Annotated in this window: 14 protein-coding genes; 7 read left to right on the forward strand and 7 right to left on the reverse strand. The window is 45.1% G+C overall.

The window, feature by feature from the left end:
* Positions 1 to 48 precede the first annotated feature (48 nt).
* From VHA02S_RS19055 to VHA02S_RS19065, 3 genes are all read left to right on the forward strand, one after another.
* Positions 49 to 2022: a TonB-dependent receptor gene (locus tag VHA02S_RS19055; protein WP_050567803.1), complete on the forward strand. Its 1974-nt coding sequence runs from the start codon at positions 49 to 51 to the stop codon at positions 2020 to 2022.
* Positions 2022 to 3269 (forward strand): MFS transporter, encoded by a 1248-nt coding sequence (locus tag VHA02S_RS19060; RefSeq protein WP_017818369.1) that lies wholly within the window; start codon positions 2022 to 2024, stop codon positions 3267 to 3269. Before VHA02S_RS19055 ends, VHA02S_RS19060 begins: the two co-directional genes overlap by 1 nt.
* A gap of 153 nt (positions 3270 to 3422) precedes the next feature.
* Positions 3423 to 4289 carry a helix-turn-helix transcriptional regulator gene (locus tag VHA02S_RS19065; RefSeq protein ID WP_009695980.1) on the forward strand — a complete coding sequence of 289 codons (867 nt, stop codon included), beginning with the start codon at positions 3423 to 3425 and terminating at the stop codon, positions 4287 to 4289.
* 236 nt (positions 4290 to 4525) lie between these two features.
* On the opposite strand, the gene VHA02S_RS19070 is transcribed toward VHA02S_RS19065, so the two are convergent.
* Complete coding sequence (locus VHA02S_RS19070) at positions 4526 to 4987, reverse strand: ecotin family protein (RefSeq protein WP_038898291.1); 462 nt, start codon at positions 4985 to 4987, stop codon at positions 4526 to 4528.
* Positions 4988 to 5197: 210 nt separating this feature from the next.
* Here VHA02S_RS19070 and VHA02S_RS19075 point away from each other — a divergent pair, with 210 nt between their 5' ends.
* The 3 genes from VHA02S_RS19075 to VHA02S_RS19085 all read left to right on the forward strand — a co-directional run bounded on the left by VHA02S_RS19075 (position 5198) and on the right by VHA02S_RS19085 (position 6608).
* Positions 5198 to 5794, forward strand: coding sequence for a LysE/ArgO family amino acid transporter (locus VHA02S_RS19075; RefSeq protein WP_009701836.1), 597 nt, complete (start codon positions 5198 to 5200; stop codon positions 5792 to 5794).
* Positions 5795 to 5833: 39 nt separating this feature from the next.
* Positions 5834 to 6253 carry a VOC family protein gene (locus VHA02S_RS19080; RefSeq protein ID WP_038898292.1) on the forward strand — a complete coding sequence of 140 codons (420 nt, stop codon included), beginning with the start codon at positions 5834 to 5836 and terminating at the stop codon, positions 6251 to 6253.
* A gap of 103 nt (positions 6254 to 6356) precedes the next feature.
* A complete protein-coding gene (locus tag VHA02S_RS19085; protein ID WP_038898293.1) occupies positions 6357 to 6608 on the forward strand; it encodes a TIGR03643 family protein in 252 nt (83 codons plus the stop codon).
* 29 nt (positions 6609 to 6637) lie between these two features.
* On the opposite strand, the gene VHA02S_RS19090 is transcribed toward VHA02S_RS19085, so the two are convergent.
* The 4 genes from VHA02S_RS19090 to VHA02S_RS19105 form a co-directional block, all read right to left on the reverse strand.
* Complete coding sequence (locus VHA02S_RS19090; protein WP_005447330.1) at positions 6638 to 7363, reverse strand: hypothetical protein; 726 nt, start codon at positions 7361 to 7363, stop codon at positions 6638 to 6640.
* 517 nt (positions 7364 to 7880) lie between these two features.
* Positions 7881 to 10571, reverse strand: a complete 2691-nt coding sequence (ygjK, locus tag VHA02S_RS19095; RefSeq protein ID WP_038898294.1) for an alpha-glucosidase — start codon at positions 10569 to 10571, stop codon at positions 7881 to 7883.
* Positions 10572 to 10831: 260 nt separating this feature from the next.
* The gene (locus tag VHA02S_RS19100) at positions 10832 to 11599 is read right to left on the reverse strand and encodes a hypothetical protein (RefSeq protein ID WP_005447325.1); all 768 of its coding nucleotides are present in this window, start codon (positions 11597 to 11599) and stop codon (positions 10832 to 10834) included.
* Positions 11600 to 12055: 456 nt separating this feature from the next.
* Complete coding sequence (locus tag VHA02S_RS19105) at positions 12056 to 13189, reverse strand: MBL fold metallo-hydrolase (RefSeq protein ID WP_038898295.1); 1134 nt, start codon at positions 13187 to 13189, stop codon at positions 12056 to 12058.
* A 157-nt stretch (positions 13190 to 13346) separates the two neighbouring features.
* Here VHA02S_RS19105 and VHA02S_RS19110 point away from each other — a divergent pair, with 157 nt between their 5' ends.
* On the forward strand, positions 13347 to 13592 hold the full coding sequence (locus tag VHA02S_RS19110) for a Rho-binding antiterminator (protein ID WP_009695972.1): 246 nt from the start codon (positions 13347 to 13349) through the stop codon (positions 13590 to 13592).
* Between the two features lie 95 nt (positions 13593 to 13687).
* Here VHA02S_RS19110 and VHA02S_RS19115 read toward each other — a convergent pair whose 3' ends face one another.
* Both VHA02S_RS19115 and VHA02S_RS19120 read right to left on the reverse strand, forming a co-directional pair.
* Entirely contained in the window at positions 13688 to 15175 is a 1488-nt protein-coding gene (locus VHA02S_RS19115) for an MDR family MFS transporter (RefSeq protein ID WP_009695971.1), read from the reverse strand.
* Positions 15172 to 16197: an HlyD family secretion protein gene (locus VHA02S_RS19120; protein WP_038898296.1), complete on the reverse strand. Its 1026-nt coding sequence runs from the start codon at positions 16195 to 16197 to the stop codon at positions 15172 to 15174. Before VHA02S_RS19120 ends, VHA02S_RS19115 begins: the two co-directional genes overlap by 4 nt.
* Between the last annotated feature and the right edge of the window lie 106 nt (positions 16198 to 16303).

A 16303-nucleotide genomic window follows, 5' to 3' on the forward strand; every position in this document is an offset into this window, starting at 1 on the left:
TTCAGCGCTGTGAGTAGTGCTAACTTATTCAGATTCAAGGAAAACAGTATGTACAAGATTTCTTCGCCGCGCACCGTCATTGCGAGCGCTATCCTCACAATTTTGGGTACTTCATACTCCTATGCCGAAGAGACGCCACCAGCAATGGAAGTGGTTATCGTTGAAGCAACCAAGTTCGATACTCCTTTATCGCAAGTGAACAATTCAGTTGTGGTCAAAACGGGAGAAGAACTCGAAAATGCAGGCATTTATCAGGTCAAAGATCTCGAGATGGTATTCCCTGGACTGCTTATACAAACTCGCGGGAACCGAACTTACGCCAACACCACCGTTCGTGGGATTAGTTCACCTGACTACTATTCGCCAACCGTGAGCATTTATGTTGATGGCGTCCTGCAAGATAACGCTTTTGTCACTCAACCGCTGATTAACGTGGAAAAAGTCGAATTGCTGCGCGGTCCGCAAGGCACACTTTACGGTGGGAACGCGCAAGGCGGTGTCATTAACATCGTGACTCGTCGTGAAACTGACGCCACCGAAGTTAAAGCTTCTGCTTTATATTCTAATTTGAGTCAGCAAGTTGATGCTGTCGCCACTACCCGTTTATCTGACTCCATTTCAGCGGATATTGCAGCTAGATATGTCTACGATGAAGGTGATATTAAACACGCCTCCAGCGGGGAAAAAGACGCAAACGATGCAGATGAGCAAGCATTAAAAGTTCGCTTTCACTACTTACCAAATGACTCAAAACTTAGCGCAACCCTATCAGTCGCCGCAGATAAGCTCGACAGTCATGAGGAGTGGTACCTCACTGAGAGTGAACATGACTCTGGTGTAAAAGACGCACCAATCCCCAAACTTAAGCGAGACGTTAATACTTTCGCGCTGAATCTTGGTTACGATTTAGATTCCTCTCAAATCACAAGTATCACCGCTTATCAAACACGCGAGATAGACCGCGAATATGTCTATGGCTACTACCAAGAAGATCAAAACAAGTTCAGCCAAGAGCTACGTCTAAACCAACAATACAACGATCGTTTTAGCTACGTAGTTGGCGGCTACTTGGAATATCGCCGTTTGGACGTTTCAGCCAATAACGCACGAAATAAATTGGACTATGACACGTACGCGTTGTTTGGGCAGACAAACTACCAGTTTGCACCACAGTGGGATGTCACTCTTGGCGTCCGAGCTTCATACCTAAAAGTAAACTCTGACTTCAACGGTAACCCGGCATGGTTTATCAATCCTTATAACAAGGAACAGACAGAATCGACGGTTTCACCAAAAGCTGCAATTGGTTGGCAAGCGAATGAGGACACTCGACTTTACGCTTCCATAACCAGTGGTTACCGACCGGGGGGCTACAACGTTGTTCCTCTGAGCAATGCAGATGCAAGCGGTTACGACGCGGAAAAATCACTGAATGGCGAGCTAGGCTGGCGCACCAACTTTGCGAATCAAAAAATCGATTTTAGTGGCGCATTGTACTGGATTAAAACGGATGATATTCAACTATATACCGGTACTCCTGGGCATCAAACTCTTAAAAATATGGGTGAGGCTCTGAGTAAAGGTATCGAAGCTGAGTTCGCTTTCTACCCAACCGATGATCTGACCATCACTGCTGCCGGGACTTTTGGACGTTCAACATTTGAATCAAACAACAGTACCTTTGAAGGGAATCGACTGCCTTACGCGTCAGACACCACGGCAACGTTGGGCTTTAACTATTACCTACCAGTAACAGGAATCAAAGGCGACATTTCGATCAACTCTCAAGCTCGTTATAACTCTAAAATCTACTTTAACGAAGCTAACTCACTATCACAAAGTGCGTACACTCTCGTCGATCTATCCATTAACTACGACTATAGCGAAGCTCTGTCTATCTCGCTCTTTAGCAACAATATTACTGACAAAGACTACACCACTTACGCATTCTCTTATGGTCAGACATACAGCAATTACGGTACAGGTAGAGAAGTTGGTGTGAAAGCGAAGTACGAGTGGTAATGAAACCTATGGTTAGCGCTCAAGGAATCAAACTCAAACCATTGCTCGCCGTTCTGGCGAGCGTTTATACCATCCAAAGCTTAGTCAGTATGTTCACACTTCAAGGCTTGCCAGCGATAATGCGACATGAGGGCATAGATACCTCCCAAATAGGGTTGTTCTACCTTGCAATGCTTCCTTGGGTCGCTAAATTTTTGTGGTCACCTTGGATCGAACGGCAACGCAAAAAGGGAGCGAGTTTACAAAATCACGCCATCATTATTTTTGGTTCTCAGCTAGTTTTAATTGCCATACTCGTTGCGCTTTGCGTCATTGGAACGATCGAGAATCGAATGACCCTGTTTGCTGGCGTTTTGGTTATCAGCTTATTTTCCAGCTTCGCTGATATCGCTACAGACGGTCTGGCGATTGACCAGTTGGAAGCAAAAAGAAGATACCTAGGCAACGTCATGCAAGTTGGTGGTTCGTATCTAGGGGCTGTTTTTGGCGGTGGATTATTTATCTATGCGACTTCATTGCTCGATTGGCAAACCGCATTATTCGGTCTGGCTCTTCTGACTTTATTATTCAGTATGCCAACGCTTTGTTTATTCTGGAATCACGGCGCCAATCAGAAAAGCGTGCCAACAGCTCGTACTCCCTCCCTTAAAGCTGCATTTTCTAACCCTGAAGTAAGGATTGGACTGCTCCTTGTGACCGTATCGCAACTCGGAACGAGAGGGGCATTATCAATGATGATGCCTTTCTTAGTCGACAGCGGTATACAGCTAGAAAACTTGGGTCTTTTGGTTGCAGGTGGAGGAGTGATTACCGGTTTAATTGGCGTAGTGCTAGGTGGCTGGTTAATCAAAAAAAGTCGATCACTCAATGTGTTACTACTAATGATGGTCTTTGAAGTTGTGTTTTTTAGCTTCTATTTAGCATACGACTTAAATATTGCTGAGCAGGGATGGTTAATCGCGGGTATCTTTGTCGTTAATGGCATCATTACGTCGGCTAAATTTGTTGCGCTTTATACTCTAATGATGGGGTTTGCCTCCGGACATCAGTCAGGTGTGAACTTCTCTCTTTTCCAATCGATGGATATGTTCATTGCAATCGTGATGGCTATCATTTGCGGGGCACTGATCGGCGCTTTCGGGTATTCAGTGCATTTTATGTTAATGATCGCTTTTAGCCTCATCGCTATCTTCATAATCCCAGTCTTAAAACCAAATGAGAAGGCGAGCCTCATCTCACAAATCTAACCAAGCCCTGTCGTTAAAGATGCTCTAGGTATATCCAGAGCTTCTTTCTCTGTGAACTCGACTTAGTTCAATAATCTCTACAAATGATATCTATTATCATTTATATTAATTGCTCAGGAAGATGCTCACGAGAAAACGACGAAGGCTGAAACAATGAGTAATATCGTGAAGAGCTTAAACTTAGTAGGCGGCGTAGATGGAACGTTTGATGTTGTTGCTCTCGATGATGGTGTGAATGCCTACATCGTTAACTGTACAGCAACAACGGACATTCAGTTCAATGATCCGGCAGACGCGGGGTTCTATATCAGCTTTGCTGGTATTAACCACGCCTACAGCCCAAAATACCCTGATTACCCTGCAGCATCTTTTGCTTCTCGATGCATAGCATCCCTTTTGCCGAAGCCTGAACCTGTAAACCCTATTGAGCTAGGAGAAGGAGGTCGAATTGAGAACATTCGAATTCATTTCCCATTACACCATAGCTTGACTAAAAATCTTCTTCCTCAAAATAGGGGCTCATCATTCAAGCCTTTCGATCTTTATGAAACAGGTTGGCAAATGCCACTTACAGGAGAGATTCTTAACGTTGCCAAATCGATTTGGAACAATGACTTCCAAGGTATAGCCCGAACAGTATGGCTAAGAGGAAAAATCTTAGAGCTGCTTGCGTTACTCATGGTGCACAAAGAGCCTAAGTCTCTCGCCGAGCAAGCGTGCGATCTCATTGCAACGCAGCCCCATATTGATTGGAACATACCGGGCTTATCTAAAGAACTCGCGACGAATGAATGTTATCTAAAGCAATCCTTTAGAGAGCAGTTCAATATGGGCGTCGCAAGCTGGATCCAAGCTTATCGCATCAGCCTTGCCAAAGAACGTTTAGCCAACCCTAATGAGTCCATCACCAAAATCGCCTTAGACTTGGGCTATCAAAGTGGTAGCTATTTTTCGAAGGTATTCAAACAGCACACCGGACTTACGCCCAAAACATTTCGCAGCCGCTCTCCAAAACAGTAATCGGTGTCGCACAGCGACGAAAAAGCGTGATATAGAAAAAAGGCTTGGTACTGAACCAAGCCTTTCACTTATTAAATGACTTGTTGAGGCGGGGTGCGCTTTGAGATACCTCTTTGACAGCCAAGATGGCTTCATCACCTTTGATATGAATATTCAGGCGCAAAGTGCAGACGACGAACAACCCGCTAATCCTAACAAGCCACTATAAGTCAGAGCGGCTTTGCTAGGCTTCAAGATCACTCTTCAGGAGCCCATACGCGGATATCGACATCCAAATCAGCGGGAGCGTAAACCACGACTGGTAGCTTGCTGTTGTAACGGTACAAATCATGAGTCGGCATTTGCACGAACGTTTCGACCTTCTCCATATCTTCAGGACAAGCCATTAACGTTGAGATAGCACCACCCGCTGAAGAATCAACTTGATAGTAGGTATAACCCCAACCTTCCAATGTATGCTCCGTTACAGAGCCACCTAAAGATACGCGGTTACAATCTGTTTCCATCATTTTACCAACCACCAACTCTACACGCTTATCTGCTTCGTTGCTTGCTGGGTCTACATAGAAAACATGTTTTGTCATGCTCTCCATTTCTGGAAACATCTCTGCTGATGGGCGAGATACATCATTTGCTGGATTCATTGCAGAACATCCGCTCAGTGCCATAGCACCGGCAGCTAACCAAACTGCTTTCATCGTTTTTTCCTTTTTCATATGGACGTGCATATTGTAACTGGGAACACCAGATTAGTGTAAATATGCGATGCAAATTGCTCGCGACTCTCACAATTACGACGTATCCCCCCATCGAACAGTTCTGGCAAGTCTCTAATCTGGACCTTGCAGCGATTTGGCGACAAGGTTATGGTTTGAAACCTGATTTGGTCACAATTCAAGGAAGAGAAAATGACCACCTATCTTGCTGGTTTTACGCTGGGCATTTCCTTAATTCTGGCGATTGGGGCGCAAAATGCCTTCGTTTTAAAACAAGGCATCAAACAGCATCATGTATTCTTAGTGTGCTTCTTATGCGCCTTGTCTGATGCCATTTTAATTTCTCTTGGTGTCGCGGGTTTCGGTTACTTGGTAACTCAGTTTCCTTTGATCGAGACAATTGCACGTTACGCTGGCGCAGCATTCTTAACTTGGTACGGCATCAGTAGCCTACGCTCTGCATTCACACAAAAACACATAATGAACCCTGAAGGTGATGCCTCAAAAAGTGCATGGCAGACAGCACTGATTTGCTTGGCATTCACATGGTTAAACCCGCATGTTTATCTTGATACAGTGGTGTTGCTGGGCTCTATTTCCACTCAATATGAACCACATAAATGGCAGTTTGCGATAGGTGCTGTTTGTGCCTCTTTCGTATTCTTTTTCAGCCTAGGCTATGGCGCAAAACTGCTTATCCCGATCTTCAAACATGCGCGTTCTTGGCAGATTTTGGAATTCATCATTGGCTTTGTCATGCTGGCTCTGGCGATCAGCTTGCTGGTTTAGTGCGTATACTTTTCTCATCATGGAAAAAAGGGCAACGTCATGGCAAATACAAGCAATCCAATTGAAGTAAAAGCGCTCGACCACGTGGTACTAAGAACAGACAATCTCGGCGCGATGCTGCACTTTTACCGAGATATATTAGGATGCCCAATAGAGCGTGAATTACCAGACTTGGGGTTAACTCAGCTTCGTGCAGGAATGGCGATCATTGATTTGGTGACGGTCGATAGCGAACTCGGAAAGCTAGGTGGAAAATCGCCCAGTCAAAACGGTCGTAACCTTGACCACTTTTGCGTGCAAATTGCCCCTTTCGAGGAAAAAGAACTGCTGTCTTACTTACGCCAAAACAATGTGCATGTTGCAGAGTTTGGCGAAAGATATGGTGCCCAAGGCTTCGGGCGCTCTGTCTACTTGGAAGATCCAGAAGGCAATGTGGTCGAGCTGAAACCACAGAAATAATGCACCAGAAAACCACCCATTTTCGACCAGAAACATCCCTAAATGAATCCCAATCGCTGCGCGTTACGTATGTGTGTATCCAACAGCAGAACAGGATTAACGAATGACCTTTAGCGATGACATGCTATCAAGAATTATTGAAATGGCATGGGAAGATAGAACCCCGTTTGAAGCCATCCAACATCAATTTGGTTTGGACGAGAAAGGGGTTATTAACTTAATGCGCTACCACTTACAACCGAGCAGTTTTAAGCTTTGGCGACACCGAGTCTCCGGCAGGAAAACCAAACACCTAAAACTGCGCTCTCCAGAAGTGAAGCGTGGCTATTGCCCAACACAGTACAAACAACGTTGAGCCTCTCTTAAATTTCTAATGCTATGTGCTTAAACCATAAAATACGGCGCACTATCGCGCATGAACTCAGCCATTGAGGCTAGATAGTCCCATGTCTCTCGGTAAGTGTGGTTCATACATTGGGTGAACACCTGACACAAAGACGGGTCCTCTTCCAACCACTGGCTGACATGCTGAGCCGTATAAGAGACCTGCTTGACCTCATCATCCAGTATTTTTTGAATGGTTGGGCGCATCTCTTTCAGGTAAGGGACATCAGATTGATCAATAAAACTAAGCTGCGCGACCAGCAAACACCATGAACGGATTTCAACAGAATGCGCGCGGAAAAGGTGAATTTTAATATCGTCGTAGAAGTTGCTAACGTTGTTAAAATTGAAATCACTAGACTTGGCTTCTTGGTATACCTCAGTTTGGTATCCCGTCAACGGGATTAAGCTGGCATACATAGCGGAGTGATTTAAGTCGTTTTGACAATGGTGCATGATTTGCTGCTTCATTTCCCCTTGCGCATAACGATTGGCAATCATCTTGAGCCGCTCTGCGCCCTCTTCCTCATTGATGGCGTTGTGCAACAGGTAATACGCCATGGTTTGCTTGCTCTGAAAAATCTCTTGAGTGAGCTCATTCATCGCTTTTGGTGTAAGGGAAGAATCCGAATAAAGGTAGCTTGCAATAGAGGCTTTGTACTCATTAGAGGGCACAAAGTTATTATCTTCTAACAAGTTATAAAGGCTGGTCTGTAAACAATTCATGTCACCTTCCTTGATGGTGTTGCAACGCAACACGTCATGCTGACAACGTAGAAAGTGAGGTATTTATCAATACGCTCTTCAAGGTGAGGAAAATTCAGGCGGCAGAGTAGAGTGTTGGAATGATTTTGGCTCGGAGCGGCTGAACAGCGGCGAGATTTGGGGTTACTCTAATGCTTTTGCATGAATGTAAATGACCTCACTAATACTTGCAGCATATGCATTGTTACGGCATGGTTAAACGATCATTTTATAAATGTTATCTATTGCAAATCGACAGAATGAAATGCGGACAACTAACTTACCAATATGTAAAGAAAAATCTCTCTGTAGCGCAATTTCTATGGTAAACAACTTTTCAAAAACAGCGGAAAATTAGTGTTTTAGCTCTACAAAAACCGGACAGCTTTCACTGTCCGGTTTGATCTTATTGAGCCTAATTTGAAGGGGTTAAGCGGTTGTAGATGCTAGGGGGGTCATCTACAACGCTTAATGCTTTACGTTGTCAGGGGCGCAAAACTTATTTGCCCACAAAACCGTTGTACAACATGTAGAGGTGGGCAGCACTCCATGAGAAGTTATTTGCACCTTGTACTGCACCAGTTTCTGGGTTGTAGTTTTCCTGAATTGGCGTTGCTTCCGTTAGACCTTGAGCGTTCTTGAATAACTTATCGACCATTTGACGAGCTTCCACGCCGTAGCCGTAGTTGTCCATACCACGAACACCGAAGTAGAACTGATCGAGCCACACACGACCACGCCAGTAAATGTCTGGACCGTAAGCTGGGTTATCCATTGATGCGGTACCTAACGGGATCTTCGGCGAGTTAAACTTGCTGGTATCAAGCATGTTCTTCACCACTTTATCAGCATGCTCTTGTGTCGCCGCGTTGTTGAACAATGGTGACCAACCTTCAGGACCCATGCCGCGTTTGACTAGAGCTGGACCCGCACATTGGTTACTCAAACCTCCAGGTACCACTTCGATATCGTAGTAGAATCCTGTCGCTTCATCGAACATACAACGGTTGATGTACTCTTTGGTGTCATCCGCTTTCGCTTTAAACTCAGCAGCTTTCTCCGCTTTACCCAGAACCTCTGCAATTTGCGATAGGTACAGGTTATCTGAGTACCAGTAAGAGGCTTGGTCTACCGACTCTTGCATGAGCGAGTAACCTGACAACTTGTTCTCGTCATTGGTGTTCTCGTTGAACTTCACTTCCCAGTCTTTCTTCGCCTGAGCCAGTTTGTCCATGTTCGCAGCTGAAGTATCGCGGTAAGTGATCTCCGAGCCTTGTGCACCCATCACCATATCGTACGTGTTGTCGAAATCATTGGTGTTGTGAGCGTAGCGACCCATTTGGTCAATCACTTCTGCTTCTTCTTGCGTTGGTAGATCAGACTTACCTTGCAAGTCATCGATGGTATCGATAAAGCCAAACACACCCGCGTTATCGCGCCCTGATTCCCAACCAGCAGCCACTTTTGCCGGAATGCTCATCGCCGTATAATCACCAGAAGTCAGCAACTCATTGTATTTTTCGATGCCAGTCTCTTTGATCCACTTGTCACCATTTGCTTCGTCTTTGTACTGGAATTTCATGTCGTCTACAGACGCATCTGGTCCCCAAGATCCATCATTCACGTCATCTTCAAATACGGTATGAATTGGGTCTTTCGCTGCACCGTATTCCGGAATGCCGTTCTTGTTGGTATCGCGAGCACGTAACCACCAATCGTGGAATGCAACGAGCTTCGGATACATCTCTTCTAACCACTGTTTCGCTTCTTCCGGACGATTATGTTCGTCTTTTAGTGCGGTATACACTTCCCATACTGCCCATGCCGCAAGAGATGGTTTGGTGTTACGTTCGTTCCAGTTCAAACCGTCTGTTGCCAGTGGGAAGACTTTTTTGTATTCCGCAGACATACCTTGCCAACGTTCAGCCGGTAAATTGTATGTCACCACATCAAGCAAGTAGCCTTCATCCCATGGACGCACAGGGTCGTCAGACTTAACTTGGTATTGGAATACCGTGCGAATGTTTTCCATCGCAACGTCTGGGTTGAAATGAGACATCGCGTACGCTTGTTTCCACGTATCCCACGGCCAAGTCATGTTGCCAGAGAAGTACGGCGCGGTAACAGAAGGTGTTACGGTGTCGTGGTCAATCGCGCCAGCAGCACCACGCCAGTTCGCACTGAGCGTTTCCATCGCTTTTACTGCAACGAATTCATGCTCTTTAGAAGCCGCGTCATTCGTTAGACCTTTTTCTAGGTATTCTTCCCAGCGCATTGCCGATTTGTGCATGTAACCGTTCGGGTCTGCCATCACATCGTCCAATTTAGCAAACTCAGAAGCTTGCTCTTTGGTGTTTTGCACGTGAGTGTAAGCCGTGTACAGTGTGATTTCTTCGCCGTTACCTAAGGACGCGGTTTGTACAAAACCTTTTTTGTCATCACTGATGGTTGAGGTTTCTGGCTTGATAGAGCGTGTCACTTCGAATTTCGAATCACCCGAAGTCAGTAGAGACCATGAGTCACGAACTGCACCAAAAGATACTTCTACACCGTTATCGGTGGCTGTGATAGCACGAGAATAGGTAGGGTAAGCTTCTTCAACGCTGCGAACTGTGCTGTCATCGTTCTTGTATAGCTGACCATCATCCGCGCGATAAACTTGCATTAACTCACCATCCCATTCGCCTTGAATAGCCAGTTTATTTGGGTTTTTGATTGTCGTTTTAACCAAAGAAGTACGGTCGGTGACAAAGCGCATTTCCAGCTTCGCTTCGACACCATCATCACCCGTGTATGTTTGGATCAGCGCGCCTGGCTGTGAGTATGCTTCTGTCAGCTTAAGCGGCATCGGTTTACCATCAACCGTTAACGCCAAACGGTCGAAACGCGCCGCCATGAATGACACATACTCTTCGGTTAGCAACGCGGTACCACCTAACGTGATCTCACCACCTTTGGTGTCTAGCGTGTGACCATGCCACGAACCATTATCAAACATAGGAATGTAGCGAAGGTGACCACCATGCAAATCGCGCAGTGCCACTGGCACACCTGCACGGTTGATGGTGTTATGGAATTCAGCCGCTTTCAATGGCGCATCCACGTTAGAGTCATTATCACTACTGTTGCATCCACTTAGTGTTAGAGCAACCCCGACAGCAATCGCACATAAAGAAGTCTTAAAGTGCATGTTATATCCCTCATTTATTGGCTTTTGGTCCTGATCAGACGAAAAAAGGTCGAGACATGCCCTGCCGAGTTTCGATGATGAAGATTCAGCCTTATTTATTTCACTTTTGGATTTGAGAAGAGATCGGTTAATTTGTCTCTTCTTCGTTTGACCTATTTAAATAACAGGTCATTAATTTTGGATAATAGTGGGTCTTTGATGCATTCATTATCAAACACATCCACTTAATATAAATTCTTTATTTTATGATTAAATAGTCACTATTTTTCATTCGCCATTGAGATGGCTTTTAATAATTCACCGTCAATATTCGGAATCGTATCCGAAAGGAATATCTGATTGCCCGGAGTGTAAGTCATCAAGACGTTTCGGAGTCGCTTACTGCCTTCTCCGCTCTTGTTTTGCACATCAAATTCTATCAGTTTATTGTACACCTCGTTCGCCAGTTTCTCTTCCTGTTCTTCAGTGATAGCAATGCGTCCCATGCAAATCGGTGGTCGCACATCATGGCTAAACACTTCATCTCGAAAGCGCTTAGCAAACAAAGTATCGAGCTTAGAACCTTCTTCGAAAATAAAACGACCTTGGTCTTTAAAACGGTATTGGTCATCACCTTTTAGCTCGATGTAATCCATCATTTCCAACGCACGGAAATAAAGCGTGATCGAGGTATGGGTCAATTGGTATTTGCTCGCAATATCTTGCGGAGACCATTCCTTCCGACGTAATAAATACAAAAAATCAAATAGGTACGGATACTGGTGAAATATTTCACTGTTAGTGTCGGTGATAAATTGCTCATTTTCTTGTTGCAGCTGTTTACCACGCATGGACAATTCGACTAAGTCGGTATCTAAATGAGTGGCATACGAGAGTATTTTATCCAACCCTAAAGACGTGTTATGCAACTGCCTTTTAATCGTTGATAGAGGAATTCCCATTCCAATAGAGAGGTCAGAATAACAAATACCCTTCTCTTTAATTTTTTCTCGCAAAGCAGCAAGTAAATACGTTGCAGAATTATTCATCGAACAATGCCTATTTTATTTTTGTCAGCATCCCTGATGATATATTCAAGAAATCCCTACTCTTGTGATGCCGGTTCCAAATATTTCCAGCAATTTCTATCTATTAAATATGTTTCAATGATGAGACTTTTTACCAAGCATTAACCGATCAATTTTTACCCACCAAGATTAAGCTTTAACCAGTTATTGCAAGCCTTATCAGTATGCGATGAGTATAATTGTTTTGATGCGTAAAATTAAGTTCACCTAGTTTTTTAGTAAAAGTTTTCTTTTTAAAGATTAAATTTTTAGGTGGTGAGTATCAAAAAGTTGCACTTAGAAAATTAGTCACGTGAGAGATCACAGAAAAACGGTGACTTGCTGGTAATTTATTGATTCGATGACCAGTAAAAAGCTTGTTATAAGGACCAAGAAAGTTGGTTAAATTGGTAGGGATATTATTGAAGCGTCGTCATATTATACCCTTATTTTTCTAGCTTGCTCACATAATTTTTCCACCTGCCACCATGCGTTGTTTTTATATTGTTGCGCGACATAAAAACTCTCGCCTGCCATAGGGGTAAGTAACTCAATGTGATCCACTTGGCAATGTGCTATCAAATCCTCAATCGGCTCATCCCATTTATGAGTAAACAACTCATACGTTGCCCAGTGTACTGGCAACAGCTTCTTTGCTTGCAGATCTTTAAAAGCTTGCACTGTGTGGTGGGCTTGCATGTGCCCCCAATTCTCTACCGGATAACCTTGATTGCCTTTCACATCTGCCGCGACTTCCAGACAAGCAATGTCTATCGGTCCGCAGCGCTGAGCGATTTGTACAAAGTGATTGTCGTAAGCAGTGTCCCCGCTGAAATAAAGCGTCTCTTGTTGTCCTTTCACCACCCAAGACGCCCACAAAGTGGCATTCTTATCCAGATAAGTTCTACCTGAATTATGGTTAGCGGGCGTGCAAATCAACTCGACGTTGGCGTACTGAACGCTCTCCCACCAATCGAATTCCACTACGTTATCCGGTCTAACGCCCCAACGAATCAAATGCTTACCGACACCTAGTGGCACGTAAAATGTTACAGATCTATCAGAGTAATAACGTATAGTCGATGCTTCGAGGTGATCGTAATGATCATGAGAGATCAGGATGACATCGGGAGTCGGCAAGCTGTCGCGAACTGATGTATTGGGAATATTGCGCTCAAACCACGCCTTCGCAATCAACGGCGACGCGTAGTCGAACACAGGGTCAGTCAGGATGCGCACACCATCGGTCTCAATCATCAAAGTGGAATGCCCCAGCCAAGTGACTCGCATCGCTTGTTGTCGCTCTAAAAACCGCGTGGGCTCTATCACTGAATAAGGCAGTTGCTTATCAGGACTGAGCGGCGAACGCCCGCCCATGTAAGCCCAACACACTTGCCAAAATGACTGAGGGCTTGGCACGTTTGGCATCTTATCTTTGACGCGTCCATTTTCAAATTGAGCTGAGTGGTTGATGCGATGCGCCAACTGCGCGTAGTAAGTATGAGGAGTAATCAGTGATTGCGTTGCGCGCTCACGAGCCAAGTACGTGTTTTTAAGTGTCGTTTCAGACATGTCCTATCTACGTCTTGTTCACTAAACTATGGTTTTAGTTAAGCCTGCTTGTGTGTCTTTTTCATGACCAAAATAGGGCGTAAGATGAAGATTAGGTTTCAGAGAAGGATTCCTGTTCTTAGTCGGTCTTGATAAAGAACAGAAAAGGAGAAAAATTATGGTGACCTGCAGCCAATACGATTTTATTGAAATCGCCTGTATGTTTAAGCTACCCGTAGAAATTACGCTCAAGAACGGTGAGAAGCACCAAGGTAGCGCGTTCGATACTGGTTACGATATGGAACGCCAAGAATGCTTATTTTTGGATATTGAAGGTGAACGCATTTCGTTTCCAACCGAACAGTTAGTCGCGATGAAAGCACTCAAAGACAATCCGCATTTCAGTGAAGTCACCTTCGGTTGATTGTTCGATATCAACTCCTAAGCACCTAAGAATCAGATGTAAAAAAGCGCCCTTAACTGGCTGAGTTAAGGGCGCTTTAGTTTATGTTTAGAGGTTTACTTTGAACGGATAAATACCAGCATCGGCATCATGATCACGAACATCACCCCGACCAACTGGAAGGTGTGCACAAACGCGACCATTTGCGATTGCTGATGGAGCATGCTTTGGTACTGCTCCAATGCAGCAGGATCAGTAATCGACAATCCTTGCTTAGCAGCCCAATCATGCAACACAGGATTGTAAGGATTGAAACCTTCACCCAAAGCGTGCCATTGCTGTTGTCCATCACGGTACTGGTATGTGGTAGCGATGGAAATACCAAATGAGCTACCAATGGTTCGGAACAAGTTAAAAATACTCGCCCCTGCTACTGACTGTTCTTTTGGTAGCGTCATGTAAGCCAGCGTCGACAAAGTCGAGAAAGTCAAACCTAAGCCCATACCTTGAATCATACTTGGCATCACGATCCAGAAAGTGTCAATTTCTGTCGAGTATAGGGTCATAAAATAACTGCCAATTCCAATACAGGTTAAACCGAATACAATCTTCAACCTTGGATCAAATTGCGGGTTGATGATGATGACCAAAATTAACATACAGGCGGACGCTAACCCTCGTGGTGCCATCAACATACCTGTGGTCGATACTGGATAGTTCAACAAACTCTCAAGCAGCATAGGCTGTTGAGTGGTCAAGCCAAACATCGCCATCGAAACGACCGCTATCATCAAAGATGAGACCATGAGGTTTCTGTCTTTGAGGAGCCACAGCGGCGCAATTGGACTCTTAGTCTTCCAGCTGCGGTAGATCCACATGACTAAGCCCATTATCGCTAGCAGTGCAGCGGTTTGAATGATGCGTGAGTTAAACCAGTCTTCATCGTTCCCTTTATCGAGCACGAACTGCAACGCACCTACACCGAGCGCCATATAGCCAATGATCCACCAGTCGAAGTTTGGTTTCGACTTGTTGCTGATGTGGATGTAGCGATAAATCAGCGCGGTACACACCAAACCAAATGGTAAGTTAACGTAGAAAATCCAACGCCAGTTGATGTTATCGGTAATCACACCGCCCACCACCGGACCTAAGATAGGACCCAGCAAGATACCGATAGAGAAGATCGCCATCGCCTTGCCTTTTTGCTCAGAAGGGTAAATCTGAACCAATGTGGATTGCGCCAGTGGAATAACCGAAGCACCAAACGCACCTTGAATGATACGAAATACCACCATCTCTTCGAGCGAGCTGGCTTGTCCACAGAAGGCACTCGCAATGACAAAACCAATCACCGCCACCAGCATGACTTTGCGTTCACCAAAGCGCGATACCCAAAAACTGGTCATCGGAATGAAGATCGCTTCTGCCATGCTGTAGCCAGTCAGCACCCAAGTGATTTGGTCTGCCGTTGCGCCTAGTGCGCCCATCATGTGCGAAAGCGACACGTTGGCAACGGTCATATCTATCAGCACCATGATGGCAGAAAGCATCACGGCGACGGTGGCGATACCCCGTTTATCTGCCGTAATTTCGTTACTCATTGTGCGTTACTTTTTAGATCAACAGTGACTTCAGAACTCGCCCCCACACGCAACTGTGGCGCACTTTCAGGTACCTCTAAAGTTAAACGCACAGGGAAGCGTTGTTTGATTTTTACCCAGTTTCCGGTTGCGTTTTCTGGTGGCATCAGTGAGAAAGAGGTACCACTTGCAGGCGATAACTGCTCCACTTTTGCATCCCAAACCACATCTGGGTACATGTCGATCACGACTTCAGCGTGCATACCTGCTTTGATGTGAGTTAAGTCAGTCTCTTTGAAATTCGCGCGCACCCAGTAGCTGTCTTTGATGATCACAGGGAATAGTGTTTGACCGATGCTTACTACCGAACCCGTATGAGTGTTGATTTCACCTGCAATGCCATCGACTGGAGAAGTGATGTCGGTGTAGCTCAGGTTCAATTCAGCTTGTGCAAGTTGCGCTGCTGCTTGTTGAACAACCGCCGCTTCTGCACCTTCTTCACCACGGTTTGCGATTGCTTTTTCAACTGTTGCTCGCGCTTGCTCTAGACCAGCTTGCGCGTTAGCGAGTTTGTTTTTCGCCGTATCAAGGTCTTGGTCAGACGCTAACTTACGTTTCACAAGAGAATCGGTACGTTTGTACTCCACTTGCGCTTCAGTCAAGTTAGAACGCGCCGCATCCAAACCAGCCACGGCTTCGGTCACTTGTTTGTCTGCCACATCGTGTTGTTGAACGGCCAACTGATAAGCGGCTTTCGCTTGTTTCACTGCTAATAAGTAAGGGCGAGAATCAATCTTAAGCAGTAAGTCACCTTTGTTGATGACTTGGAAATCTTTCGCTTCTACTGATACCACCTGACCCTGAACCTGTGGAGCGACAGATAGGATTTTGGCTCTTACATACGCATCTTCCGTACTCGGGTGACTGTCGGAATATTGCCAAGACCAGTACATCGCACCAAAGGCGATTGCACAAACGAGTAGGAAAAGGATTTTGGTCATTTTAGATTTCGAAGAGGATTTCTTCGCGATATCGTCGCTCATTTATATTGTCCAAGTGTTCAATTATGTGATCAGTGTAGGATTTTTCCGCTTTCGAACAACAAGATGATCTGAAAGGTTAAGATCCGATTTTGAGCGTTGATCATTT

The sequence above is a fragment of the Vibrio harveyi NBRC 15634 = ATCC 14126 = KCTC 12724 genome, assembly GCF_001591145.1.
Taxonomy (GTDB): Bacteria; Pseudomonadota; Gammaproteobacteria; order Enterobacterales; family Vibrionaceae; genus Vibrio; species Vibrio harveyi.